Consider the following 26,305-nt stretch of genomic DNA (forward strand, 5'->3'; position numbering starts at 1 on the left):
AGTGATAAAAATGAGCGGTCCTGTTAACAAATTTTCTGATGAATTTCTTAAACCTAATAATATGATTAGGTTATATGCTACCGGTGCATTTCCAATGGCAGATGAAAAAACAGGTGCTATCGAATGGTATTTGCCTGAAATAAGGTGCATAATTCCTTTAGATAGTTTTAATGTTCCCCGCTCTGCAAAGAAAGAAATTGAAAAACAAAAATTTGAAATAAAATTTGATTCGGATCCACTTTCGGTTATAAGAGGATGTGCAGACCGTGAACATACCTGGATTTCAGAAAAACTAATTGAGGCTTATATAAGATTGATAAAACGCGGTCATCTGCATTCAGTTGAAACCTGGCAAAACAATGAATTGGTCGGAGGTTTGTATGGTATTACGTTTCGCGGAGCTTTTTTAGGTGAGTCAATGTTTTCAAAAGTATCTCAGGCTTCAAAAGCTGCGCTTCTAAAACTTATTTATCATTTAAGGGAGAATGATTTTGTTCTGCTTGATGTTCAATATATGACTGAACACTTAAAGATGTTTGGCGCTGTTGAGATATCTCTCGAAGATTATCGTGCTAGATTATTGGAAGCATATCAGCGTCCCTGCATGTTTTAATTGGAAATCTGATTTACTTCTGAATTACTGATATAGTTTCTTACTTTATTAATAAGATCTTTTTTAGCAAATGGCTTTGACAGATAATCATTAAATCCTGAATTAATGAACTTCTCTCTGTCACCAACCATTGCATGTGCTGTAACTGCAATAATTGGTATTTGTTTAAACTTAGGGTTTTCTCTGATTATTCTGAGCACATCAATACCGCTTGCACCTTTACCAAGACTGATATCCAACAGAACTAATGAGTATTCATTTTTGTTCATCAACTCCATGCCTTCTTTATCAGTTGAAGCTGACTCTATTTCAACCTCTCCTCTTAAAAACAGTTCAACAATTTTTCTTGAAGAAAAATCATCATCAATTACCAGCACTTTCTTGTTCCTGCCGATTTTTTGTGGAAGATCGTTTTCATCTGGCAGATGGTTATTTGTCTTGTTATTTGAAGATGATTCTTCAACCGGAAACACAACTGTAAATGTTGAGCCTTTCCCTTGTTCGCTTTGCAAAGTAATGCTGCCTCGCATTTTCTCAGTAAACTTTTTCGCTATAGTTAAACCAAGACCAGCACCTTCAAAATATCTGTTATAACCTTCACTAACCTGTCTGAACTCTTCAAAAATTGTTTCCTGATCTTCTTTTGCTATTCCGATTCCTGTATCAATAATGTTTATCATAGCATAGGTGCTTCCATTACTATTGATAACATTAAGTTCAATTGTAATCCCGCCCTTATCAGTGTATTTAACAGCGTTATTAATTAGATTAGAAATAATTGAATGAAACAGTCTCTTATCCAATCTTGCCAGCACTATATCGGACTCGATTTTCGATTTAATATAAAGATTTTTCTTCTGAGCAGCTGGAATGAATAAGTTTATAATATCACTGGTCTCTTCTGCAATATTCAACTCATTATAATTAACCTGAACTTTATCAGCCTCTACTTTTGAAAGATCAAGAATAAGATTTAGTGTTTCAAGAAGTCTTTTACCGCTGCTCATAATTGTAGAGATCATTTCATTCCACTCCTGGTGGTCAATCTCTGTTTTAAGAATTTCGGTATAACCAAGAATTGCAATAAGCGGTGTTCTTAATTCGTGGCTCATATTAGCAAGAAAGTTGGATTTTAACTTGCTCATTTCTTCAGCAGTTTCTTTAGCCTCAATCAGTTCTTTTTTAGTAATCTCACGCTCTATAACAGCACCTAAATTTGCTGCGGTCGTCTGAAGTGTGGAGATTTCACTTTCACTCCAGACTCTTTCTGATTTACAATAGTCAAAGCCGATAAAACCCCAAAACTCTTTTTTAACCATGATCGGAACAATCAAAATAGATTTGATTTTTTGAATTGACAATAAATCACGCAATTCCGGTTTAAGGTCTTTTATAAGACTGTTTATTGTACCGCCGGTTTTTAAAGTCGGATACCACTCTTCAAACATTGGGAAATAACTTAGGTTTTGCAGATCAGGATTATTTAATTCTGAACTGAAGTTACCATTTGTCCATTCAAATTTTTGACTCATTAAATACTTGGATTTTTCTTCATCAAAATCATTTTCGAAAATATAAACTCTGTCAATATCTGATGATTCACCTAAAGATTTCAGTGTATTCTTGATAGCAATATCAAAATCTCTTTCAGTTAAAAGTATGTTTGCAGCTTCCGCAATACCTTTAAAGAGATTTTTCTGATTAAGAAGTGTGTGCTCAAGTTCTTTTTGTAAGGTAATATCTTTAAGAGTACCAATTGTAGCTTTCTTATTCTGATAGTTAATTACTCTGGCGCTCATATTAACAAATACTCTGCTGCCGTTTTTATGCAGCATCCGCCACTCATAAGATGCAGGTGTAATTTTACCTTCTTGTCTTAACTTATAATTTCTTTTTACAAGTTCAAGATCTTCAGGTGCAACAAACTTAGTAAATGGCTCTCCTACAATCTCATCATTGATGTATCCAACCATTTTTTGAAAAGCACGATTTACAAAAGAAACCCTTCCATCAACTATCAGAAACACGCCATCCTGAATGCTGTCTATTAGTGTCCGGTATTTTTCTTCGGACTGAGCAAGCTCGGTTTCAGCTTCTTTTCTGCTTGTTATATTACGGCAGGAAAAAATCAATCCATAAGGAGATCCGTCGATTGATTTCAAAACTTCTTTTTGTATCTCAAACAGAGCCTGTTTGCCGTTAATATTTTCAAAAGTATATTCTTCCGGACCGGTATTTTGAATGAAAATCTTTTTAAAGCTTAAGAATGCCCGCTCTTTATCCTTTTGAGCAACAAACATCAAAAAACTTTTTTGTCTTATCTCTTCAAAACTTGAATAGCCTGAAATCTTTATTCCTATTTCATTAAGAAATACTATCTCACCTTTAAGGTTGGTTATTGCAATTATATCAGGAAGAGTAGCAATTAATTTTCTATAAAGTTCTTCACTTTCCTTTAATGCAGATTCAGTTTGTATTCTGCTGGTAATGTCGGTGATAAATCCTTCCAGAGCTTCTATCTTGCCTTTGCGTGAAAACTGGGCGGCACCTTTTTCCCAAACCCATTTTTCTCCGGCATTTTTTGTTCTGATTCTGTAGACAATCTGATACGGTTCTTTATTTCTAACTGCTTCTCTGACTGAAATAAAAACATTTTCTTTATCTTCAGGATGAATAAGTTCAGCATAGGTAGCAACTTTATTTTGAATCAGTTCATCAGGTAAAAATCCGGTAAGCTCAATAGACCCCTGGCTGACAAACTCCATAATCCAATCAGAATTGTACTTGCGTATATATGCCATTCCCGGCAAGTTTGACATCAGATTAGATAAGTACTTTTCACTTTGAAGAAGCTTTGCTTCGGTTCTTTTTCTTTCAGTAATGTTTCTTAAAATTGCCTGGATTCCTATCAGTGAATCTTTTTCCCGGATAGGAGCTGCTCTTAATTCATAAGTGAATATACTTCCATCTTTTTTTATAAGATCAGTTTCAAATATCGGTACATCTTTCCCCTGAATTATCTTTGTAATATAAAATGCAGATGAAACAGCCGATTTAGTAGTCAGCACTTGTGAAGAAAATATGTTTTGTCCGATTAATTCTGATCTGGTATAACCAGTTTCTACTTCAAATAAATGATTCAGCTCCAGCACTTTGCCATGCGGGTCCAGAATAATTATAATATCAGCAGCTTTATCAAAAAGTAAATGATATCGCTCTTCGCTGCTTTTTAATAGATTATGGGTTCTGGTTCTTTCAATAGCAAGCGCAATTTGGTCGGATACATAGATCAAAACATTTAGATCTCGGGTACCAAGTCTTATCGCTTCGTTGTATGACTGGACAACAATTACTCCTATTGTATTATCACCAATCTTTAGCGGTACGCCAATCCAATCAAGCGAGTCAGTACCATAAAGATCAACTTCACCGGCATCAACAAGTTCTTTAAATATTTTTTGATCAACGTGTAGCGGGTTTCCATTTCTTAATACATATTCGGTTAAGCCTTTTCCGGGCGGAGCAGTTTCATAAGGCTCATCAAATTCATCAACCATATAAGGAAAGCTTAACAGATTGCTTTCTTTATCATAGATTGCAATGAACAGGTTTTCGACAGGTAAAATATCGCCAAGTGATCTATGTATTGATTTATAAAGATCATCAAGATTTTCATTATCAATAACCGCTCTTGATATTTGATAGAGTGCTTTTTCAAGAGTTTCAGAGTTTTTGAATCCGCTGATTTCTTCTTTTACAGCAAGATAGTGTGTTATCTGATCTTCGGAATTTTTAACAGGTGAAATTGAAACTAATTCCCAGAACAGATCCCCATTCTTTTTTTTATTCAGTAATTCTCCCTGCCACTCTCTGCCGCTGGAAATTGTTTCCCATAATTGCTGATAAATATTCTCATCAATTTTACCCGACTTAAGTATTTGAGTGCTTTTCCCGATTACTTCTTCGGCAGTGTAGCCTGTTACCTCTGTAAATCGCGGATTAATGTATTCAATAATTCCATTGATATCTGTAATAATAACAGTTGATTTACTCTGCTCAACAGCAGTTGATATTTTAGTTAATTGTTCTTCTAAAAGTTTATGTTCAGAAATATCTAAACCAATTGCCTGATATTCAAAATCATTTGTTGATTTTTCATTGATCTTATTTATTGTCCATTCAATCCAGAAGACCGAACCATTTTCAAGTCTTAGCGAATATTGTTTTTTTAAATCGTTGGTTGGCGATTCAATTGAAACAGATTTTTCAAGTTCCGGAGTATCTATAAAAAACTTAGAGCCATAAATGTTTTCCTTTGTGGAATGAAAGAATTTTGAATAGGCATAATTAACAAAAAAGATTGTGCCGTCTTTTCTGAAACGACATAGTAAAACGGGAAGTTCATCTGCAATTATCAGATGATCCTGAAGATTTATGTTTTCCAATTTTCTGTTTGAGTTTTCACTCGAAAAGGTTTTGTCGTTTTTCAAATCAATTTCTTATACTTTCTTTAAAATCCCTTTGTTTTAGCATCGTAAAATTTGCAAGATTCATTCCAGAGAATAATATCTTTCATCGCTTAAAGGCTTGGATTTTCTTTTAATAATCGTGTTTTTCTCTAAAAATATTAGATTAGAAGTGCAAATTATTTGTAAAAATAACCGATGATTTGAGAATGTGAATATTTTTTTACGATCAAGAAGTATCAGCCCGGCAACAATTACCAGGCTGATTGAAACAATTATGCTTTAATTAGTATCAATTCTTTCTGTGGTGTGGAAATAAACTTGCATCCATCTTTTGTAAGATAAACTTCTTCTTCAAGTGTAGAAACCCCATAACCTTCAACAGGCAATCTTGGTTCAATTGTAAAAACCTGGTGCTCTTCGAGTTTTAAAAATGGAGTGTTGCCGTACTTTTCCCAGCGGGGAAATAATCCCGCGCCGCCATCGTGCACTTCTTTTCCAACCTGATGACCAAGTCCGTGCGGATATTCCGGATAACCATTTTCTGTAATATAGTTTCTTGCAATGTCATCCATTTCAACTCCGATAACGCCTGGTTTTATTGCATCTGCAACTTTTTGTATTGCATCACGAATAATATCAAATCCTTTTTGCACCGCAGCAGGAGCTTTTGTTTCGTCATCCTTCAGAACATACCACGTTCTCTGAAGATCGGAACAATAACCTTTATACTTAATTCCAAAGTCCATATTGATCAAATGACCTTTTTCAATTTTCCTGTCTGTTGGTCCTGAATGCGGATTTGACGGATTTGGTCCGGTAAACACTGCGGGGCAGGTTTCTTCATCCCAGGCTAAACCAAATCCCTTTCCTTTTGTTATCTTTAATACATAATCAGCTATATCCTTTTCACTAAGTCCGGGTTTTATGTAATTAGTAACAGCATCAAATATCTTCAATGTTTCATCAACAGCTTCCTGCATTATAGTTAATTCTTTATCAGATTTTCTGCCGCGCAAGGCTGATATTATTTCTTCTGAGCTTACTATCTTATTTTCATATCCGGTGCCTTTAAGATACTCCGTTAGTAAAGTGTACATTCCGTGAGTAAGTCCATCAGCAAGAACTGAGTTAACAGAATAATTTATTGCAATAGTCTGCGGATTTTTTTTCTTTACATATTCTATAAATGGATCTTTAAATGATTTAAGATATCCGATAATATTTTTGTAAACACCAGATTTAACAAAGTTCTCAAGTTCCATATCTCCAACAATTGCGGTTGTATCACCGTCTTTGTTAATTATAAATGCAGATTGCCAGGTAGAGTGGTCACCGACAATCATATCCATAATCGGATCTTTACTAACTTTTGTTTCACGCACAAATGTAACCCACATATCAATATTTTTTTCTTTTAAAATATCAACGGCTTGAGAAACTTTTTCCTTAATTATTTCAACGGACATTTTAACCTCACTTAAAAAATGATAAAAAATTTAATCAACAATTTATTCATTGATAGTAATAAATGTTATAAATTGAAGAACAGACTAAGCAATAATTTTTTTAGTTTAAAATCATTAACTGAAAAATAGATTGTTACTGATGCAAACTCAAACAAATAAAATTAAAGCTATTTATTTAAAAAGAGCATTTACATTTTTGTGTAAATTACAGAGTCTTCCAATATTCAAAAGGTAATTTTATCGAGCTGTATAACAATGAATCTAATATACACGATGATCCTTGGATAACAACATTAAACAGAATAGTTGCATTTGGTTGGGATAAAAAAGTCTTCCAATTGTACAACAATCAACCCAAACTATTATACGATTTTTCTTCCACATCAAAATCAACATCAAGTTTATGGGGTAGAAGTATTAAAGATTTATTTTTTGAAGTTTATGGTGGATTGGGTCATTATAATGGAGATAATATTCAAATACTATATCCCATTAATAAAACATTTTACATTATGAATTGCATACTTTTTGAAAAAGGAGGCATTCATTCTTTACTACGAATTTGAAAATTTTAAGTTTTATGTTTTAAGAGGTAAAATAAATTAAATTAAATCAAAGAGGTTAATGCTATAAAAACTTGGAGCAGCGTTTGCACCACCGCTCCTTAAAGAAAAAGCGGTTAAGGTTGGCACCCTGTAGAATCCTTTCTGACTCCTGCTTTTTTAAGATAAGGACATAAAGCAGTTAATATTTTTGCAGCAAAAAAAACATATACCCCAATTATTTAGGGAATTACTGTTTTTCTTCCTAATTTTGCCACACAAAAAGTATTGATTTTATCACTAAATGCTAAATGCAACAGAAAAAAATGTCGGGGGAAAAAGTTCTATAAAGTCTGAAAATAATCTTGTCTTTACTGTTATTTAATTAAAAATATTCTTAAAAAATTAATTCATCTTTGATGAACAAAAAATAAACAGAGGTCTTTATGTCAGATTACACAAATAAACTATTAGCAGAAGTAAAAGCTAAAAATCCTGCCGAACCAGAATTTCATCAGGCAGTTGAAGAAATAATGGGATCACTCGAGTTGGTATTACAACGTCATCCCGAATACCGTTCAATGAAAATATTAGAGCGAATGGTTGAACCTGAAAGAACAATTATTTTCCGTGTTCCTTGGGTAGATGATCAGGGAGAAGTTCACGTTAACCGTGGTTATAGGATCGAAATGAATTCGGCAATCGGACCCTACAAAGGCGGGATTAGATTTCACCCCTCAGTAACGCTCGGTATTTTAAAATTCTTGGCATTCGAACAAGTATTTAAAAACTCACTAACAACACTTCCAATGGGCGGCGGTAAAGGCGGTTCAGATTTTAATCCAAAGGGAAGATCAGATAATGAAATAATGAGATTCTGTCAGAGTTTTATGAACGAGTTGTTCAGACATATTGGTCCTGATACTGACGTTCCTGCCGGTGATATTGGTGTTGGTGCACGCGAGATTGGATATATGTTTGGACAATATAAAAGAATTAAAAACGAGTTTACCGGTGTACTAACCGGTAAAGGAATTAATTGGGGCGGATCACTTGTAAGACCAGAAGCAACCGGATTTGGCGTGGTTTACTTTGCTCAGGAAATGTTAAAAACCAAGAAACAAACTTTTGATGGTAAAACCGTAGTAGTATCTGGATTTGGTAATGTTGCCTGGGGAGCTGTAAGAAAAGTTACAGAGCTTGGAGGTAAAGTTGTTACACTTTCAGGTCCCGATGGTTATATTTATGATCCTGATGGAGTTAAGGGTGAAAAGATTGATTATATGTTAAAACTGCGCTCAAGCAACAAAGATATTGTTGAAGATTACGCAAAAGAATTTAAAGTAAAATTTGTCCCTGGTAAGAGACCCTGGGAAGTTAAATGTGATGTTGCTTTACCATGTGCAACACAAAATGAATTGAACGAAGAAAATGCAAAAGACCTTGTAAAGAATGGATGTATGTGTGTTTGCGAGGGTGCAAATATGCCTACAACTATCGAAGGATTTAAAGTGTTTACAGATGCAAAAATTCTTTATTCACCAGGTAAAGCTTCTAATGCCGGTGGTGTTGCAACATCTGGATTGGAAATGACTCAAAACTCTATGAGATTACCATGGAGCAGCGAAGAAGTTGATAAACGCTTACACGAAATTATGGTACGTATCCATGATACTTGTATTAATACAGCGGAAAAATATGGAACTCCCGGAAGCTATGTTAACGGTGCAAATATCGCTGGTTTCCTTAAAGTTGCAAATGCTATGCTGGATCAGGGAGTTGTATAGTAATTAACAATTGATAATTAAAAATTAACAATTAAGGCGATTCGAAAGAGTCGCCTTTTTTTATTTCTACACCAATATTTTTCTACGTCATTTCTATCTCTTAAATTTTTTCAACAAGTAAATTTTTATTGTCAGCTTAATTACCTTTTACCTGACACTAATTGTAAGTTAAATTGTTTATTGTGTTTTGGATTTTTTTTCTAATTTTTTTTTCTATCATATAAGTACAATAATTGTTATAAGAAAGCATAGGAGGAACAAAGGGATGCTTAAAATAAATTATTTGTTTCTAAGTTTGTTTTTAATTGCTTTGTTTGTTTTAACTATTAGCTGCAATACCACCGAACCAACCGATAACATTAAACCCGGAAGAAGGGATTATACATGGAAGGTGGATACCTTGGACATTCCGTTCACGACATTGCAGAGAATTTGGGGAAGTTCACCAGACGACGTATGGGCAATTGGACCCGGTGGTGACAAAGATAAAACCATATATCATTTTGATGGCAAAAAATGGAAGACGGATGGAATATCAAGACCACTAGCCCCTACTTCAATTTTTGGTTTTGCACCTGATAATGTTTGGATAGGTGGAAGAGGCGGTGAGATTTGGCATTTTAATGGATTTAATTTGAGCAAGATTTTTACAATGAACATTACTGGATACAACTTTTATGGGTTTGAAAATATCTGGGGCGATGCTATCAATAATGTATATGCAGTAGGCTATGCTGAAGATGGTGTAACATATAAAGGGATTATTGCTTTGTATGATGGCGTTACCTGGGAAAATTTAGATATACCTATAATTAAGAATTCATTTATTAAAATACAACGCGGTATTAAATCAAATAATAATTATTTCATTCTTGCTTATCGTTTCGAACAATTCGCAGAAGATACATCTTATATATACGAATTTGATGGATTAAATCTTAACAAAATATATCAGGGAATCACTACTACACAAGAATTAGCTGAACTAGCCTGTATTAACGGTAAAATATATATACGTGAAGGCTATAATATTTTTGAATATAATAATAAAAAATTAGACTTATTGTTTAAACTACCTGCGGAAGCATCAATATCAGGTAGAAATATTAAAGATATTTTTCTTGCAAAGATAGATGGAATTGCACACTATAATGGTAGTGATATCCAATATTTGTACCATTTTGGTAATAATATTTCATTAAGTGGTGAAGTGATATTTGATAATGAAATATTCTTTTTAGCTTATGATTTTAATAACTCATTAAATTTGGTGTTTAGGGGTAAACTTAAATAAGCATGAAAACTTTTATGTGAGAAGAATTTAGTGTCGAAAAAATTATATAATATTGTTAAAAGAAGGTTGTACTATGGTTAAAAAGAAAATAGAATACGTTTTATATTTAATTGTTTTTATTCAATTATCTGGTTGTACTTATAACGTTAGTAGATACGATTTTGATGCCCCTTTAACTTTTTATGACAGAGTAAATGAATTATGTTATCAGCAAGAGGTTAATATAGTCACCGATGATAGTAGCTTCTATTTTGGGACCAATTTTATTATTTCCGACAGCACTTCATCTTTCTTTAACATAAATACTGGAAATGAAAAAATAATTTTAACCCAATCTATAAATTACTTGGCATTTAAAAGTCACTCCTATGGTCTATTAAAGAATGCTACAGCGGGTGCAATCGCTGGTGTAGGACTAGGTTTGTTTTTAGGACAATTTTCTGAAAGTTTATTTGGTAAAAAACAGGAGGTTCCGGCACTATTATACGTTCCAATAGTTGGAATTGCTGGGGCTGTAATTACAACAGCTATTATATGGGTTCTTGGTAATGAAGTAATAATTAAATTTGAATGAAAAATCAAAGAGAAATTCATGAAAAAGTTCTTGTTATTACTAATATTTTTTAATCTTACTATTTTTTCAAATTTATTCGCACATGGACAGGGTGTGCATCAACATATGGTTAGACAAGCATATGAGGTTTTAAAAACTATTTATGGTGGCGACATTCCAATATTGCAAGATCATGTGGGTTTTAATGAACAGGGAACAATTGTTTTTGATCCCGGCAATTTATTGGTAATTGGTGCTTACAGGGAAGATGAAGAGGATGCAGTATACTGGAATTATGGACAACCAGGTGGCTTTGCTGTGACAAATACACACTTTTATGAACCTGATGGTGGTGAGAACTGGCACTTTGTTGTACTAGGGGCAACTTATGAAAATGCATATCAAAAAGCACTAAAGTATATTTACGGTGGGTATGAATTGCGTGTCCCATATCCTGGTGCTTCTATCATCGAATGCTATGATGCTCCTACAAATTTATTTGAATGGTATAAAAATGGCAGTATCTACTATAAAGGATTTATTGATATGACAGTACCTGCTCATGTACATGGGGATAGACATTGGCCAGATTTAGATACATATGAAGAATGGATGAATAACCCGACAGTTTATAATAATTATACAGCAAGCACTGGTTTATCTCAGGGTAATATATTTGATCTTAGTAATTAGGGAGTGTAAATAATTCTGTGTAAACGGTTAAAGTAAGAAATTAGTTAAGTGCTGTGAAGCCCCGATTTTCATCGGGATAAACTCCGCGGAACAGCAGTTAACTTGGCGAAAATCTGTTAAGGGTTTTCAAATTTTAAAAACTAATTACTTTTAACTATTATCCAAAAGGAGATTTACACAATGGAACTAACTCCCGAAATGATCGAGCAGCTTAATTCCCTTTTACCCGACACTAATTGTAAGTTAATTTATTTATTGTGTTTTGGATTTGTTTTCTAATTTTTTTTTCTATTATATAAGTACAATAATTGTTATAAGAAAGCATAGGAGGAACAAAGGGATGCTTAAAATAAATTATTTGTTTCTAAGTTTGTTTTTAATTGCTTTGTTTGTTTTAACTATTAGCTGCAATACCACCGAACCAACCGAGGAGCTTAAACCCGGAAGACGTGATTATGTTTGGTCAGTAGACAGTGTTGATTATGATACTCTACCTGGAAGAATAGAATTATATTCAATCTGGGGTAGTTCTCCAACAGATGTTTGGGGTGCAGGATTTTCAGAAGATGTAAGAAATTGTCTTTGGCATTATGATGGTGAAAAATGGAACCGTGCGGTATGGAATACTCCTATAACTGAATTTGGTAATGGTTCTAAAAGTGTTGGAGGGGTTTGGGGAACGGCGCAAAATGATGTATGGGCTTTTGGAGGAAGATTATTTAGCAATCCTGAAAGAGTTGAACCCTTTATAATGCATTATGATGGAAATCAATGGAAAGAAGTAATTGGACCTAAGGACCAAATGCCAATTGGCTTTAGAGATATTTACGCACTTAGAAAAGATCATTTTTGGATATCGTCATCTGATTTTGTAAGTGAATATAAAGATGGAATCTGGAAAAAATATTTTATTGGTGAAAATTATATTATTCAGTCCATAGAGGGAATTGGTGCCAATGTTTACTTAATAGCATATCCTATAGGTATAGACTCTTTATTTCTAATGAAATTAAATGGAAATAAATTCACAATAGTTGATAATACGTCTCTATTTGGACAAGGAAAATTTGGACATCTTGCTTTAACATTTATGGAAAAGAAAGTCATCACTGCGGACGACTATGGGATTTATGAAGCAGATGTAAGCGAAGCTACTATTCTTTATAATTCATGGAGTACCATTGTCAGTACATCATCAGTAGGATTCGCAAATTCTTTATGGTTATCTAATAAAAATATTTGGTTGGTAGGAAATTATATATATCCCTATCACTTCAACGGAACGAATTGGAAGGAAATAGATATTTATTTGGGAAATAATCAACAATCAGAAAATGTTTTTTGGGGTATTTGGGGAGATGGTAATGAAATTTTTATTGGGGATACTGAAAATAGTGTAGTGTATCACGGTAAATAATTTAAACTAAACGTTTAAAACAAAACAGGAGAAATAGCCATGAAATATTCTATACAAATTCTGCTAATCATTATTGTGCTACTTTCGTCAGTTGGATATTCACAATATGGTTATTGTAATGATGGACAAGGAAATGATAATAATCCTTGCGGCCTTCCGGAAGGGAATTATCAGATTAGCAATCATAAATGGTATAAGTCAGAATTAAAATATTTTTACGTAAATGGAACTAATGATATTGAGAGTGATTTGGAAAAACAAGCTTTTGAGGCTGCATTTGATAAATGGGCGGAAGCTGTTCCATTTGATTTTGTAGAAGTATTAAGCCAGAATGAAGCGGATATTAAAATTGTTTATTTGGCTTATTCGGATTTTTCCGAATTAATGGGACATGAAACAAGTGCATATGCCCTAGCTTTTCAACCTGAAAATGACTGTAGAGGATTGTTAGCGCTAAATGATGGGATGAGATTTTCTTTGGAAATGAATCCTTCTGTAACGCTTCAGAAGGAAATGGAATTTTATAATTTTGTGTAATGTAAAAATAGAAAGGAAATTCTAATGTCCGAAACAAAAAGAGAAAGAAAACATTACTCCCCGGATCAGAAAGTTCTTATCCTTAGAGAACTTCTTGAAAACAATCTTCCCATCAGCCAGCTTGCTGAAAAGTACCAGGTTCACCCTAACGACATCTATAACTGGAAGAAAAAACTCTTTGAATATGCTAAAGATATTTTTCAGAGTAAATCAGTTAATCAGAAACAAACCTCCCTGGAACAGAAAAAGATTGAAAAGCTTCAGTCTAAATTAAGAGATCGTGAGGAGGCGATAGCCTTTCTGCTTAAAGAAAACATCGAAATAAAAAAAAGTATAGATGGGGAGATATGAACAGAAAGTGGGTTGAACCTGACGTAAGAGATAATGTTGTGGAGTTTGTAAACTTCATAAGACTCAAGACTGATATTCCGCTTAAAGGCATCACTCCTCTTTTAGGCATTAGTTCCAGTAAATATTATTCCTGGATTGAGAGGAAAGGAGTAAAAAATAACCATAACGGAAAGACTTCCAAGGAACATTGGTGCCTGGACTGGGAGAAGAAAGCCATTATTGTCTATGCTAAAGTTCATCCCGTAGAAGGTTACAGACGCCTTACTTACAAGATGATTGATGATAATGTTGTTGCTGTTTCGCCTGCTACTACTTACAGAATACTTAAAGCTGCCGGCTTACTTAACAGGTGGAATAAAGTTAAAAGATCTTCTAAAGGAGGTGGCTTTGATCAGCCAACAGCTCCTCACCAGCACTGGCATACCGATATTAAGTATGTTAACTATCACGGAACTTTTCTGTTTCTTATTTCTGTTATTGATGGTTACTCACGATATATAGTTCATCACGAACTAAGACGAAGTATGCAACAGTTTGATGTTCAGTTAACCTTGCAGAGAGCTTTAGAGAAGTACCCCGGCACAAAGCCAAGAATCATTTCAGATAATGGTCCTCAGTTTATTTCCAAAGACTTTGCTGAATATCTGAAGCTTCTAGGACTTCAGCATATAAGAACCTCTGTTGCTTATCCTCAGAGTAATGGCAAGATCGAACGATACCATAGAACTATTCATCAGGACTGCTTAATGAAAACCTCTTTAATCAATCTTGATGATGCACGCAAACAGATTTCATCTTATATTGATTACTACAATACTAAAAGACTTCACAGTTCGTTGTTTTATTTAACACCTGAAGATTTTCTTATTGACAGAGTTGAAGAAAAGCTGAAAGTAAGAGAACGAAAACTTAAAGAAGCTAAACTGAAAAGAATTGAGGTTAGATATGCAAGCTAATCTACCTTATTTAGTTAACACCAAATTCCATTTTCCGCTGAACCAATACACTTCAAACGCTGTAGATTTATACTATGTTGCTCTACATGAGATGGGACATGTTTTGGGTTTATGTCATTCAAATAATACCAGTACTGTTATGCATTATGAATATGGAAGCAGTAAAAGAAATTTACATTCTTATGATATTACTGGCATTAGACAAATATATGATGTGGTAAAGGTAAAAAATGAATTTAAAAATCCAGGTGGTTCATTAGCGAATGGGGGTATAATAAATGCTGAAGTAAATCCAGGGGTTTATAAAGATTTTAATACGGATGGTTTACCAAATAATGAAAAATCTTTTGGTTTTAATAAAAATTCACAAAGGCGATTTGAAGCTAAAGAACAAACTTTTCAGAATTTAGATAGAAAGTTTAATCCTTTCCAACAAAATAATGGAGGATGGATTTTAAATGATGTTACTGTTTTGGGATACAATCAGGTTCTTAATACTTCAGTAAATACAGGGACGTATAAAGCCAGATATCGATATAAAACCAATATAGGATTAAATGCAATAACAGAGTTTAATGGAACAATCCCTACTGGAATAACTATAAGCCAAATATATCAATATGAAAATGGTTCAATAATGGCACCTTCACCATATCAACCAAGTGGAAGTAGTATAAATTACAACTTTTCCTACTGGACAGATGATTTTACAAAAGATAATCCAAGAGTAATTACACCAACCGACAACCAAACTTATACAGCACTCTACAAATACCCTCATCATTCAAACACTGGTTCATTTGTTAACAGCGGTCAGCGTAAAGTAATTCGATCTGAGGATGGATACCTACATCTTGTTTATGAGAGTATGGGTTATGTTTGGTATGAAAGAAGCACAGACAACGGCGCAACCTGGCATATAATGAATGGCGGTAAACCAATTGATAAAAATCCATCCAAATCTCCTTCTATAGATTTTTATTATGGCTATCAAAGACTTATTATAGTTTATCAAACCTGGGCAGAAGATTATAATGAGTTTGCAGCTATTAAAGCTGCTTGTTTTAAATTAGGTGAATTAGAATTTACCACAACGGTAGAACAAAGTTATCTTAGTACATACTCTGAAGTAAATTATAAGCCGGTTGTAGGTTATGCCAGCAATGATAATATTGCTGTTGCCTGGGAAGATTATGGCGTTTGGGTTTTAACCGGCGTGCTATCTTTTAGTACAAACCAGATAATCTGGAATAATATTATCGGAGTAGATAATAATAACAGTGATAATATAAATCCAACTATTGCAGCTTACAAAACAACACCAGGCACAGCAACATTTCACTTAGCGTGGCAGAGCAATTACAGCACTATCAGATATTGCAACTTAACCGAGCAAAGCAAAGGTTCTTTCCTGGTTTTTGCAGTAGATCAGGTTTCACAGGGCTGCGGTTTTCCTGTTAATTATTATCCTTCGATAAATGTTTCAAATTCAAATGATGTACAGCTTGTTTGGATAGGTACGCCTTATTATGGCTCCACTTACAGAAAAGCTTTATCAAGAAGCAGAACCACAAACTGGAGTTCTTCGTTTGCCTAGTATGGCAATAATGTTGAAAAATTAAAAACAGCAACTTTTAGTTTTAATATAACCGGTTTGCCTACTTCATCGTTAGCTATAAGATTAAAAGTAAATAATAATCTCAAACCACAATATGCTGCAGCTGTAATTAAATCCGATGAAAGCGTACTTTTAAAAAATAATCCTATTGAGTTAAACTTATCCGGGACAGAAACAGTTAAGGAATATTCTCTTGATCAGAATTACCCTAATCCATTTAATCCAAGCACAACCATAAAATTCCAGATACCCAAAGATGGTTTTGTTTCAGTCAAAGTATATGATATACTCGGTAATGAAATCACAACTCTTATAAATGAAGAAAAATCATAAGGAAGATATGAAGTTATCTTCAATGCAAGTTCGCTAGCAAACGGAGTGTACATATATAAAATCCAGTCTGGTGATTTTAATAGCTCAAAGAAGATGATACTTATCGAGTAATGTTCAATTAACAACTTACAATGCTCAAAATTTAATTTCTAAATTTAAGATTGAGCACTGAACATTTAACATTTTTGAGGCGGTCTTGGGATCGCTTTTTTTATTGAAACAATTTTTGACTTTAGATGATTTTGGTACAGAGGTTAATGCATTTATTTATACGCTATGGAAAATTGTGGAGTAATTTATAAACAGATATTAAAATGACTTTAATATCACATACATAAAACAGGTCTTATCAAAAACCTTCGAGATTTTAGATCATAATCCCGAAGGTTAAAAAGAATTCTTAAACACTCTGAATATTATAACCGCCGCTAAATAAAGAACTGAGCATTGTCCATAATGCAGCAAAGAAAATTATCATTAAAACAATTACAATAAGCATCATAATAAGTGCTGCCTGTGCCCACGTTTTTTTACTTGGATGAGTACTATCACTAAATGCCCAGACAAACATCATAATAATTCCAACAAGCGGAATTGCCTGAATGATAAAAGTAATTAACCAATCTCCAATTGTCATTGGTTTATAATTACTGTTAAAGCCAGTATTTAAAGAATCCATCTTACCTCCTAATGTTATGTTATTATTTGAAAGTAATATATCCCTTTGCAAAATTAGACTTAATAAGTTTTAGTGACAACAAAAGAAAAATAAAAATTACCGAACCTTCATAATTTTCAATAGTTAACTATCATAAAATATTATTCTTAAAATTGGGAAAAGCTTTTCACTTTTATTCTTCAGATTTAAAAATTCCTGTTGATTTTAGCTTCATTAATTCGTTTTTAAGCTTATTTGCTTGGTATTATTATTGGGTAAATCTTATAACTTAAAACTATGGAATTCAATCAAAACTTAACGGATTAAAAATGGAAAGAAAAAAAATAACGATTGATGGCAATGAAGCAGCTGCATATGTTGCATATAATACAAACGAAGTAATTGCTATTTATCCAATTACGCCTTCATCAAATATGGGTGAGTGGTGCGATGCTTGGTCAGCAGTTAATAAGAAAAATATATGGGGAATCGTTCCTTCTGTAAGCGAATTACAAAGTGAAGGCGGTGCATCTGGAAGTGTACATGGCGCATTACAAACTGGTGCCTTAACTACAACATTTACAGCATCACAAGGGTTGTTGTTAATGATTCCGAATATGTTCAAAATAGCCGGTGAGTTAACTTCAACAGTATTTCATGTTTCCGCTAGATCAGTAGCTGCCGCAGCACTTTCAATTTTTGGCGATCACTCTGATGTTATGGCAACACGTTCAACAGGATTTGCGTTGTTGTCATCCAATTCTGTTCAGGAAGTAATGGATTTTGCTTTGATTTCGCAAGCTGCAACTTTAGAGGCTCGTGTTCCTTTTATTCACTTCTTTGACGGATTCAGAACTTCGCACGAAGTAATGAAAATTGAAGAGTTGACAAAAGCAGATATGCAGGCTATGCTTGATGAAGACCTTATCTTTGCACATCGCAAACGAGCATTAACTCCTGATAATCCGGTTATGAGAGGTACAGCTCAAAACCCTGATGTTTATTTTCAGGGCAGAGAAACTGTAAATCCGTTCTATATCGCCTGTCCGGCAATTGTTCAAAAACAGATGGATAAATTCGCCAAGCTAACAGGTCGTCAATATCACTTATTCGATTATGTCGGTGCACCAGATGCAGAAAAGATTATTGTAATGATGGGCTCCGGAAGTCAGGCTGCTGAAGAAACTGTAGAATTCTTAGCTGCAAAAGGAGAAAAGGTTGGTTTAATTAAAGTAAGATTATACAGACCATTTTCTGTTGATCACTTTATTAATGCACTGCCCAAAACTGTAAAATCAATTGCTGTTCTGGATAGAACAAAAGAACCTGGTTCAAGCGGTGAACCGCTTTACCTTGATATTGTAAATTCAATATCAGAAAAATATATGGCTGGCGAATTGCAGTTTGCATATCCCAAAATTGTAGGCGGAAGATATGGATTATCTTCCAAAGAATTTACTCCTGCAATGGTTAAAGCTGTGCTTGATAATTTATCCAAAGAAAAACCTAAAACACATTTTACAGTCGGAATTATAGAAGATGTTACTAACAGTAGTTTGGATTTTGATCCAAAATTTTCTGTTGAATCTGAAGAGACTTTCCGCGGTAAATTTTATGGACTTGGTGCAGATGGTACAGTTGGTGCAAATAAAAATTCAATTAAGATTATCGGTGAAGGAACTGATTATTTTGCACAGGGTTATTTTGTTTATGATTCAAAGAAATCAGGTTCAACCACTGTATCTCATTTAAGATTCGGACCGAAAGAAATAAAATCAACCTACCTGATTAACAAAGCACATTTTCTTGCTTGTCATCAGCAGGTATTTTTAGAACAATGGGATATGCTCAAAGAAGCAAGTGAAGGCTCTACATTTTTATTAAATACAAAGATTGATAAGGAAAATGTTTGGGATTCATTACCTGAAAAAGTTCAAAGGGATCTTATTGAAAAGAAAATGAAATTCTGGATTATTGATGCTTACAAAGTTGCCGAAGAAACCGGAATGGGCGGAAGAGTTAATACAATTATGCAGACCTGTTTCTTTGCAATATCAAACATCTTTCCTCAGGAAAAAGCAATTGATCTGATAAAAGATTCAATTAAGAAAACTTACGGTGCTAAAGGCGATAAGATCGTTCAAATGAATTTTGATGCTGTTGATAAAACACTTGCTAATCTGTTCGAAGTTCAAGTTCCAAATAAAATCACCAGCAAAATAAAGATGCAGCCGCCTGTTTCCGGCAATGCACCTGATTTTGTTAAAGAAGTTACAGCAAGAATTATTGCAGGCGAAGGTGATCAATTACCGGTTAGCAAAATGCCGATTGACGGAACCTTTCCGCTATCAACAACAAAATGGGAAAAGAGAAACATTGCCCTTGAAGTACCTGTCTGGGATAAGGAAATATGTATTCAATGTAATAAATGCGTTATCGTTTGTCCGCATGCTGCTATACGTGCTAAAGTTTATGAAGAAAAAGATCTTAAAGGAGCACCTGAAACATTTAAGCACATCAGTTTTAAGTCTAAAGATTACGGCGACAATATGCTCTACTCGTTACAGGTAGCAGTAGAGGATTGTACTGGTTGTGAGCTTTGTGTTGATGTTTGCCCTGTTAAGAATAAAAAGGAAACTAAGTTAAAAGCAATCAATATGTCTGAGCAGCTTCCTATACGCGAGCAGGAAAGATTGAATTGGGATTTCTTCTTAAATATTCCTGAACTTGACAGAAGAAAAATTGCAGTTTCTAAAGTTAAAGATTCACAATTCTTAGAACCGCTGTTCGAATTTTCAGGTGCTTGTGCCGGCTGCGGTGAAACTCCGTATGTAAAGTTAGTAAGTCAGTTATTTGGTGATAGAACAATGGTTGCAAACGCCACAGGATGTTCATCTATTTATGGCGGTAATTTGCCAACAACACCTTGGGCAGCAAATAAAGATGGACGCGGTCCTGCCTGGTCTAATTCATTATTTGAAGATAATGCAGAGTTCGGTTATGGATTCAGATTGGCTGTTGATAAACACAATATGCAGGCAAAAGAACTTCTTAAATCACTATCTGCAGAAATAGGTAATGATCTTGTTGATGCCCTGATTAACTCACCGCAAAAGGATGAAGCTGATATTTATGAACAAAGAGAAAGAGTAACGGCTTTAAAGAAAAAATTAGAAGATATGCTGAATGCAAAGTCTAATGGTAAAACCAGCGAAGTCAAGCATTTATTAAGTCTGGCAGATTATCTTGTAAAAAAATCTGTTTGGATTATGGGTGGTGATGGCTGGGCGTATGATATTGGTTATGGCGGATTAGATCACGTGTTAGCTTCGGGAAAAAATGTAAACATTCTTGTTCTTGATACAGAAGTTTATTCAAATACCGGCGGTCAGTGTTCTAAATCCACACCAAGAGCTGCAGTTGCTAAATTTGCCGCTGCTGGTAAACCTGTTGCAAAAAAAGACCTTGGTTTGATGGCTATGACTTACGGAAATGTTTATGTTGCTAAAGTTGCAATGGGTGCAAATGATCAGCATACATTAAGAGCATTTCTTGAAGCAGAAGCTTACGATGGTCCGTCATTGATAATTGCTTACAGCCATTGTATAGCTCACGGAATCAATATGGGCACTGCAATGCAAAATCAAAAAGCTGCTGTTGATTCCGGCTACTGGCCCCTATTCAGATATAATCCTGAACTTGAAGCTGAGGGAAAGAATCCTTTTAAAATGGACTCAAAAGGTCTGAAGATTAATCTTAAAGATTATGCTTATATGGAAACAAGATACAAGATGCTTACAAAGTCTCATCCACAGCTTGCAGAACAACTGATAAAAGAAGCTCAGGATGATGTTATAAGAAGATGGAAAGAATATGAAAGATTAGCAGCTTACGATCCGCAAAAAACAGAAGCAGGTGCATAGGCTGATTATATATTAAGAAGGAGTTAGAGAATTAAGTTGCTTTAACTCCACTTATTTCCAAATAATAAAGAAGAAATTATTAAGGTAAAAACAATGGATATATCAACAACATATTTAGGATTAAAATTAAAATCGCCCATCGTTTGTTCAGCAGGTCCGTTATCTGAAAAAGTTTCTAATATACGTGAAATGGAAGATGCAGGTGCGGGTGCAGTTGTTCTATACTCAATTTTTGAAGAACAGATTGAACATGAGCAGCTCGAATTAGTTTATCATACAACAGCACATTCAGAAAGTTTTGCTGAAGCCACATCTTACTTTCCAGAGCCGTTTGAGTTTAAACTTGGTCCGGAAGAATATCTCAATCACATCCGAAAGGCAAAAGAAGCGGTTAACATTCCAATCATTGCAAGTTTAAATGGCAAATCTATTGGCGGATGGACTGATTACGCAAAGAAGATAGAGCAGGCAGGAGCCGATGCACTTGAACTGAATATTTATTTGCTTCCAACCGATCCCAGAAAGTTCAGCGCAGAAATTGAAAAAACATATATAGATATCGTTAAAGCCGTCAAATCAACAGTAAAGATTCCTGTTGCAGTTAAAATGCATCCGTTCTTCAGTTCAACAAGTTATATGGCTTCGCAGTTATGTAATGCAGGTGCAGATGGATTGGTTTTATTTAATCGCTTTTATCAACCTGATATTGATCTCGAGACACTTGATGTTGTTCCAAATGTAATATTAAGTACTCCAATGGCAATGAGACTTCCATTAAGATGGATTGCTATGTTATATGGACGTATTAATGCAGATCTTGCTGCAACAAGCGGGATTTACTCTGCACAGGATATACTCAAAATGATTATGGCGGGTGCAAAGGTTACTATGATGCTTTCTTCGCTGTTAAAATTTGGAATAGGACATGTTGCAGATGTAACCACTAATCTAAAAACCTGGATGAAAGAGAAAGAATACGAATCAATTGATCAAATGCGCGGAAGTATGAGTTATATGAAGGTTGATGATCCTGCAAAATTTGAAAGGGCAAATTATATGAAAGTTCTTCATTCTTATAAATAAAAATTATTTATCACGCTTTGATAAAACAAGTGTGATATTGTATTGTATCCATTGCCGGATGATGCTCAGAGGAGAATCCTGATCGAAACCGAAGCAGAATGTGAATTAACCGGCAGTGGATTTTTTATTTATGGCTTTATGTTTACAATTTACGAGCAACAACAACAACTGTTTTTAAAGTTTCCACAATTCCTGAGTTGTCATTAAGAGCCTCCAGAAATACAATATAAATTCCTATTCTTAATGCTCTTTTATCATCATCCAGTCCATCAAAAATTACAGAGCCGCTTGAACCGCTTGCCTGATTGTTTAAAAGAGTTCTGACTAATCTTCCTTTGCTGTCAAATATTTTTATTCTTACCTGTGAGATTGCTTGTGTTAAATTGTAGTTTATGATTGTGAAATCCTCAAATCCGTCATTATCAGGCGAAAAAGGATTTGGGTTCAGGGATATAGTCGCTGATTGATTAAGGTTTTCAGCAAATATACTGTTTTGCAATCCTGGTGTACCGCCAAGCAGAGCAACACTGGTACTCCAGTTAAGCGGATCGTTGGCATTAAGTGATGGGCTTATTCTTTCTAATGATTTGTTTTTTGTTGAAGCTATATTTTGATTATGCCATTTGGGATTATAAAAAACAGAATCAATAACATTATTTCTAACATCTTTTAATAGTATCAGCTCTCCGGTATTAACTAATCCAAGACTTGATTGATTTAGTATGTTTTTGTTTTCTGTTCCAATTAAATTATAAAACTCCACAGTTGTTGAATCAGCAATTAAAAGAAAATATTCTTTAGGAGGAATTAAAAAACTTGTTTGAGAAAGTTTGAAAAAATTTCCGTTTTCATCTTCAATTTTCCATCCTCCAATGTTAATGCTATCATAACCTATATTATAAAACTCTATAAACTCGCTGTTAAAATTTTCAGGGTCATACATTATTTCGTTAATGATCAAATCGTTTCTTTTATATGCAGGAATGTAGATGAATGAATTTTGTTTTCCCGGTGTGCTTTTATTTATATCTAATGAAGTTGCCCAATTTAAACTATCATTTGTCAGACCATTAAGAGAAATTCTTTCAAGTGAATATCCTTTAACATTACCCCAGCTTGAGCGGTAAAAAAGGCTGTCAATTATACCATTTCTGAAATCGTAAACAACAACTCCGTCTGTAGTATTACCAAGACTGCCGAAGTTTGAATAAAATACTTTTACAGCAACATCAGGATATGCACTGTTAAAAGAAGTATCTTTAGCAATCACGAAAAGTTCATCGGAGGCAACAAAAAGATTTTCATTGGTGATAAAACTTTTAACTGGAGTAGTTAGCACGTCACTTATCATCCAGTCTTTTAAATTTACTGAATCACCGCTAATGTTTATCAGTTCAACCCATTCAGGTTTTCCATCGGCTGGATTGTACATTATCTCGTTTATTTTTACTATATCCTGTGCATAACCAGGCTCAATAGATTTTTCATAATAATTGTTTAAAGTATCCTCATCCTGTTGATATACTACTCTGACTGCCGTTAAAATCTTTTTTTGCAGATTAGTAATCTTAACTGTTGAAGCAACTGTTATTGAATCACCGGATAAAAGGTTTTGCTGATTAACTGAAGATAAAAGCATATCAACAATATTGTTTGAATCAGAATCAATATAAAATTCAACATAAAAACTTTGAACTGTTTGATTGCCATTATTTTTAATTTTAGCTGTTAGCGAGATATCATCTCCGGCTGCAGGAAATCTTGGATTATAAGAAATTCCTGTAACAGACAGATCAAATTCCTTTGGTGCTATACTATTAATTCTTCCAGGTGTGCTTTGCTCAATATCATAACTGCTTGCCCAGTTAAACTGATTATTTGAAGAATTTGTAACCGAGATTCTTTCAAGTGAAAATCCGTTTGTGCCGCCCCATTGATTTGAATAAAAAACAGAATCAATAGTAAGTCCGCGGTTATCTCTTATCACTACTCCGTCACGATCGTTATTAAAAGAAGGCAGCGGAATTTTTAACAAATCTGATGGAATAAATCTATGATAATTAAACACTGATGAATCTTTGGTTAGCAGAACATATCCCTTTGGCGGAATTAACAAATTGTTTTTAATTGCTGCCTTAGCCGGAGTTGTGATTACATCCCAAATGGACCAGTCTTTTAAATCTATTTCTACATCAGTGTTATTGAAGAGTTCAATCCATTCCGGTTCACCGCCTAAAGGTGCAAACATTATTTCATTAACAACAACAGACTGATTTGGATAACCTGGCTCAATTATTTTATACTTAAAATTATCAGATGTATCCTGATCCTGACTATAAATAGCTTTGATAAAAAATGCTTTTCTAAATCGCAAATCGTTTGCAGTATAATTGAATTGATATGTGCTTGAATCATTTACTGATAAAGTTAAATTGGATATTGCTTCTATGAATAAATCTGGTATTGAATCAAGGTCTGAATCCTCATAAAGTTCAATTGAAAATATGGCAATATTTTTTCCGGTATTTTTTACAAAAGCTGAAAGTGTGATATTATCTCCAAGCAAAGGATATATTGGATTAAAAATTAAATCTGTTACTTTAATATCATAAGCTTTTTGTGTTATTGAATTAAAATCACCCGGAGTAGCTTTACTAATATTAATACAAGCAGCCCAATTTGCCGGATTACTGCTTAAACTATCCGCAGATATTCTTTCTAAAGATTTTCCACCGGTATTTCCTCCCCAACCAGGCAGATAATAAACTGAATCAATTATAAACCCCCGGTCATCTTTAATAACAACTGCATCACCTGTGTTATTAAGAGATGGAATATTTGCTTTAACAATTTGTGAAGGCACATTATAGAAATTTAAAATTGAGGAATCTTTTGTTATTACAATAAATGATTCCGGTGCAATAAATATATCTGTTCCGGTTATTGTTGTTGTCGAAGATGCATCAGAGAGTTTCCAGTTTTTTATACTTATAGATTGACTAGTCCTATTAAAGAGTTCAATCCATTCAGGTTCATTTGTTGAAGGAGCATACATAATTTCATTTATAACGATGTCATTATAGATATTGCCGGTGGGATAAACATTAAACTGTTTGATTAACAAATTATCTGCTGTGTTCTGATCTTTAGAAAAACTGACTCTTGAAATAATTTGATAATTACCCGCAGAGAGAGAACTAAGAATTACAGAAACAATTACAGAATCGCCTGGTAATAAATTAGAATAATCCTGATAGAATATTCTTTCACTTAATTCCGGAATAGAATCCTTATTCATATCATTATACAATTCGATGGAATAATTATCTGCCAAAAGAACCCCGTTGTTTTTAACTTTAGCAGCAATTGTAACATCATCCCCGCTGATTGGAATTGAAGGTGAAAACATCAGCGAATATAAACTAAGATCATAATTAACCGGTGTAACTGAGTTAGTAAAACCAGGAGTTCCATTGATTACTAATGAATTAGTCCAATTTGTTTGGAGTGAATCCCGATTTAATAATATCTTTTCATCGGATATGGCAGTGGGATTATTGGCAGAGTAAAAATAAAAATCTACAGTATCATTGCTTACAGTTAACAGCCATAAAGGTCGGTTTGTTGTATTAGCCATGCCGGATGAGCCAAAAGAATTATCGGATATCTTTAAAATCAAAGCACTTGGCGGAACCAATCCATTATAAATTCCAGTGGCGATATCGTAATCATTTTCAAAAATAACCGCAAAAGAATTTGGCGCTAATATGGTACCAAATCCTGCATCTGTAATCTGATCGGCTGTTGATGTATAGTATTTAATCTTGTAAAAACTTAGGTCAACACTTTCAGTTGAGCTTAAATTATATATCTCGATAAATTCATTGTTTCCCGAAGTTGGTGCAAACATTACTTCAGAAAAAATTAGCATAGTATCTGTTTGCGGTAAACTTATAGTAGCTGACAGGGCAATAAGTAAACTGATTTTTTTTAACATTTTAACCCCGAAAAA

General features: G+C 34.0%; 17 protein-coding genes. 13 read left to right on the plus strand and 4 right to left on the minus strand.

All coding sequences use genetic code 11. The features are described 5' to 3' along the window. Window positions 1–10 precede the first annotated feature (10 nt). Window positions 11–613 carry a leucyl/phenylalanyl-tRNA--protein transferase gene (gene aat / locus ROY99_04910; protein MDT3695711.1) on the plus strand — a complete coding sequence of 201 codons (603 nt, stop codon included), beginning with the start codon at window positions 11–13 and terminating at the stop codon, window positions 611–613. Here the strand turns inward: aat and ROY99_04915 are convergent. Both ROY99_04915 and ROY99_04920 read right to left on the minus strand, forming a co-directional pair. Then, window positions 610–5,103, minus strand: coding sequence for a PAS domain S-box protein (locus ROY99_04915; protein MDT3695712.1), 4,494 nt, complete (start codon window positions 5,101–5,103; stop codon window positions 610–612). The genes aat and ROY99_04915 overlap by 4 nt on opposite strands. Window positions 5,104–5,354: 251 nt before the next feature. Next, entirely contained in the window at window positions 5,355–6,548 is a 1,194-nt protein-coding gene (locus tag ROY99_04920) for a Xaa-Pro peptidase family protein (protein MDT3695713.1), read from the minus strand. Between the two features lie 988 nt (window positions 6,549–7,536). On the opposite strand from ROY99_04920, the gene gdhA reads away from it, so the two are divergent. The 10 genes from gdhA (at window position 7,537) to ROY99_04970 (ending at window position 16,629) form a co-directional block, all read left to right on the plus strand. Then, the gene (gene gdhA, locus ROY99_04925) at window positions 7,537–8,877 is read left to right on the plus strand and encodes an NADP-specific glutamate dehydrogenase (protein ID MDT3695714.1); all 1,341 of its coding nucleotides are present in this window, start codon (window positions 7,537–7,539) and stop codon (window positions 8,875–8,877) included. Window positions 8,878–9,142: 265 nt separating this feature from the next. After that, window positions 9,143–10,171 (plus strand): hypothetical protein, encoded by a 1,029-nt coding sequence (locus ROY99_04930; protein ID MDT3695715.1) that lies wholly within the window; start codon window positions 9,143–9,145, stop codon window positions 10,169–10,171. Between the two features lie 73 nt (window positions 10,172–10,244). Continuing rightward, entirely contained in the window at window positions 10,245–10,745 is a 501-nt protein-coding gene (locus tag ROY99_04935) for a hypothetical protein (GenBank protein ID MDT3695716.1), read from the plus strand. Window positions 10,746–10,907: 162 nt separating this feature from the next. Then, on the plus strand, window positions 10,908–11,417 hold the full coding sequence (locus ROY99_04940) for a hypothetical protein (protein ID MDT3695717.1): 510 nt from the start codon (window positions 10,908–10,910) through the stop codon (window positions 11,415–11,417). A gap of 340 nt (window positions 11,418–11,757) precedes the next feature. After that, entirely contained in the window at window positions 11,758–12,834 is a 1,077-nt protein-coding gene (locus ROY99_04945) for a hypothetical protein (GenBank protein ID MDT3695718.1), read from the plus strand. Between the two features lie 39 nt (window positions 12,835–12,873). Then, window positions 12,874–13,371, plus strand: coding sequence for a matrixin family metalloprotease (locus ROY99_04950; protein ID MDT3695719.1), 498 nt, complete (start codon window positions 12,874–12,876; stop codon window positions 13,369–13,371). Between the two features lie 24 nt (window positions 13,372–13,395). Beyond that, a complete protein-coding gene (locus ROY99_04955; protein MDT3695720.1) occupies window positions 13,396–13,722 on the plus strand; it encodes a transposase in 327 nt (108 codons plus the stop codon). Then, complete coding sequence (locus ROY99_04960; GenBank protein MDT3695721.1) at window positions 13,719–14,678, plus strand: IS3 family transposase; 960 nt, start codon at window positions 13,719–13,721, stop codon at window positions 14,676–14,678. Before ROY99_04955 ends, ROY99_04960 begins: the two co-directional genes overlap by 4 nt. Next, a complete protein-coding gene (locus ROY99_04965; GenBank protein MDT3695722.1) occupies window positions 14,668–16,275 on the plus strand; it encodes a matrixin family metalloprotease in 1,608 nt (535 codons plus the stop codon). The genes ROY99_04960 and ROY99_04965 overlap by 11 nt, the downstream gene beginning before the upstream one ends. Window positions 16,276–16,332: 57 nt before the next feature. Next, complete coding sequence (locus ROY99_04970) at window positions 16,333–16,629, plus strand: hypothetical protein (GenBank protein ID MDT3695723.1); 297 nt, start codon at window positions 16,333–16,335, stop codon at window positions 16,627–16,629. A 400-nt stretch (window positions 16,630–17,029) separates the two neighbouring features. Here ROY99_04970 and ROY99_04975 read toward each other — a convergent pair whose 3' ends face one another. Beyond that, window positions 17,030–17,308: a hypothetical protein gene (locus tag ROY99_04975; protein MDT3695724.1), complete on the minus strand. Its 279-nt coding sequence runs from the start codon at window positions 17,306–17,308 to the stop codon at window positions 17,030–17,032. Between the two features lie 308 nt (window positions 17,309–17,616). Between ROY99_04975 and nifJ the strand changes: the two genes are divergently transcribed. Continuing rightward, window positions 17,617–21,210, plus strand: coding sequence for a pyruvate:ferredoxin (flavodoxin) oxidoreductase (gene nifJ, locus ROY99_04980; GenBank protein MDT3695725.1), 3,594 nt, complete (start codon window positions 17,617–17,619; stop codon window positions 21,208–21,210). A 93-nt stretch (window positions 21,211–21,303) separates the two neighbouring features. Further along, the gene (locus ROY99_04985) at window positions 21,304–22,293 is read left to right on the plus strand and encodes a dihydroorotate dehydrogenase-like protein (GenBank protein MDT3695726.1); all 990 of its coding nucleotides are present in this window, start codon (window positions 21,304–21,306) and stop codon (window positions 22,291–22,293) included. A gap of 142 nt (window positions 22,294–22,435) precedes the next feature. Here ROY99_04985 and ROY99_04990 read toward each other — a convergent pair whose 3' ends face one another. Continuing rightward, on the minus strand, window positions 22,436–26,290 hold the full coding sequence (locus tag ROY99_04990; GenBank protein ID MDT3695727.1) for a lamin tail domain-containing protein: 3,855 nt from the start codon (window positions 26,288–26,290) through the stop codon (window positions 22,436–22,438). Window positions 26,291–26,305: the final 15 nt, after the last annotated feature.

This window comes from Ignavibacterium sp. (genome assembly GCA_032027145.1).
GTDB lineage: Bacteria > Bacteroidota > Ignavibacteria > Ignavibacteriales > Ignavibacteriaceae > IGN3.

Excerpts from the sequence above, each read along its gene's own strand:
- gdhA (MDT3695714.1), top strand. The coding sequence starts at position 7,537 with ATGTCAGATTACACAAATAAACTATTAGCAGAAGTAAAAGCTAAAAAT.
- nifJ (MDT3695725.1), top strand. The coding sequence starts at position 17,617 with ATGGAAAGAAAAAAAATAACGATTGATGGCAATGAAGCAGCTGCATAT.
- ROY99_04920 (MDT3695713.1), bottom strand. The coding sequence starts at position 6,548 with ATGTCCGTTGAAATAATTAAGGAAAAAGTTTCTCAAGCCGTTGATATT.
- ROY99_04975 (MDT3695724.1), bottom strand. The coding sequence starts at position 17,308 with ATGGATTCTTTAAATACTGGCTTTAACAGTAATTATAAACCAATGACA.
- ROY99_04955 (MDT3695720.1), top strand. The coding sequence starts at position 13,396 with ATGTCCGAAACAAAAAGAGAAAGAAAACATTACTCCCCGGATCAGAAA.
- ROY99_04985 (MDT3695726.1), top strand. The coding sequence starts at position 21,304 with ATGGATATATCAACAACATATTTAGGATTAAAATTAAAATCGCCCATC.
- ROY99_04990 (MDT3695727.1), bottom strand. The coding sequence starts at position 26,290 with ATGTTAAAAAAAATCAGTTTACTTATTGCCCTGTCAGCTACTATAAGT.
- ROY99_04930 (MDT3695715.1), top strand. The coding sequence starts at position 9,143 with ATGCTTAAAATAAATTATTTGTTTCTAAGTTTGTTTTTAATTGCTTTG.
- aat (MDT3695711.1), top strand. The coding sequence starts at position 11 with ATGAGCGGTCCTGTTAACAAATTTTCTGATGAATTTCTTAAACCTAAT.
- ROY99_04960 (MDT3695721.1), top strand. The coding sequence starts at position 13,719 with ATGAACAGAAAGTGGGTTGAACCTGACGTAAGAGATAATGTTGTGGAG.
- ROY99_04950 (MDT3695719.1), top strand. The coding sequence starts at position 12,874 with ATGAAATATTCTATACAAATTCTGCTAATCATTATTGTGCTACTTTCG.
- ROY99_04945 (MDT3695718.1), top strand. The coding sequence starts at position 11,758 with ATGCTTAAAATAAATTATTTGTTTCTAAGTTTGTTTTTAATTGCTTTG.
- ROY99_04935 (MDT3695716.1), top strand. The coding sequence starts at position 10,245 with ATGGTTAAAAAGAAAATAGAATACGTTTTATATTTAATTGTTTTTATT.
- ROY99_04965 (MDT3695722.1), top strand. The coding sequence starts at position 14,668 with ATGCAAGCTAATCTACCTTATTTAGTTAACACCAAATTCCATTTTCCG.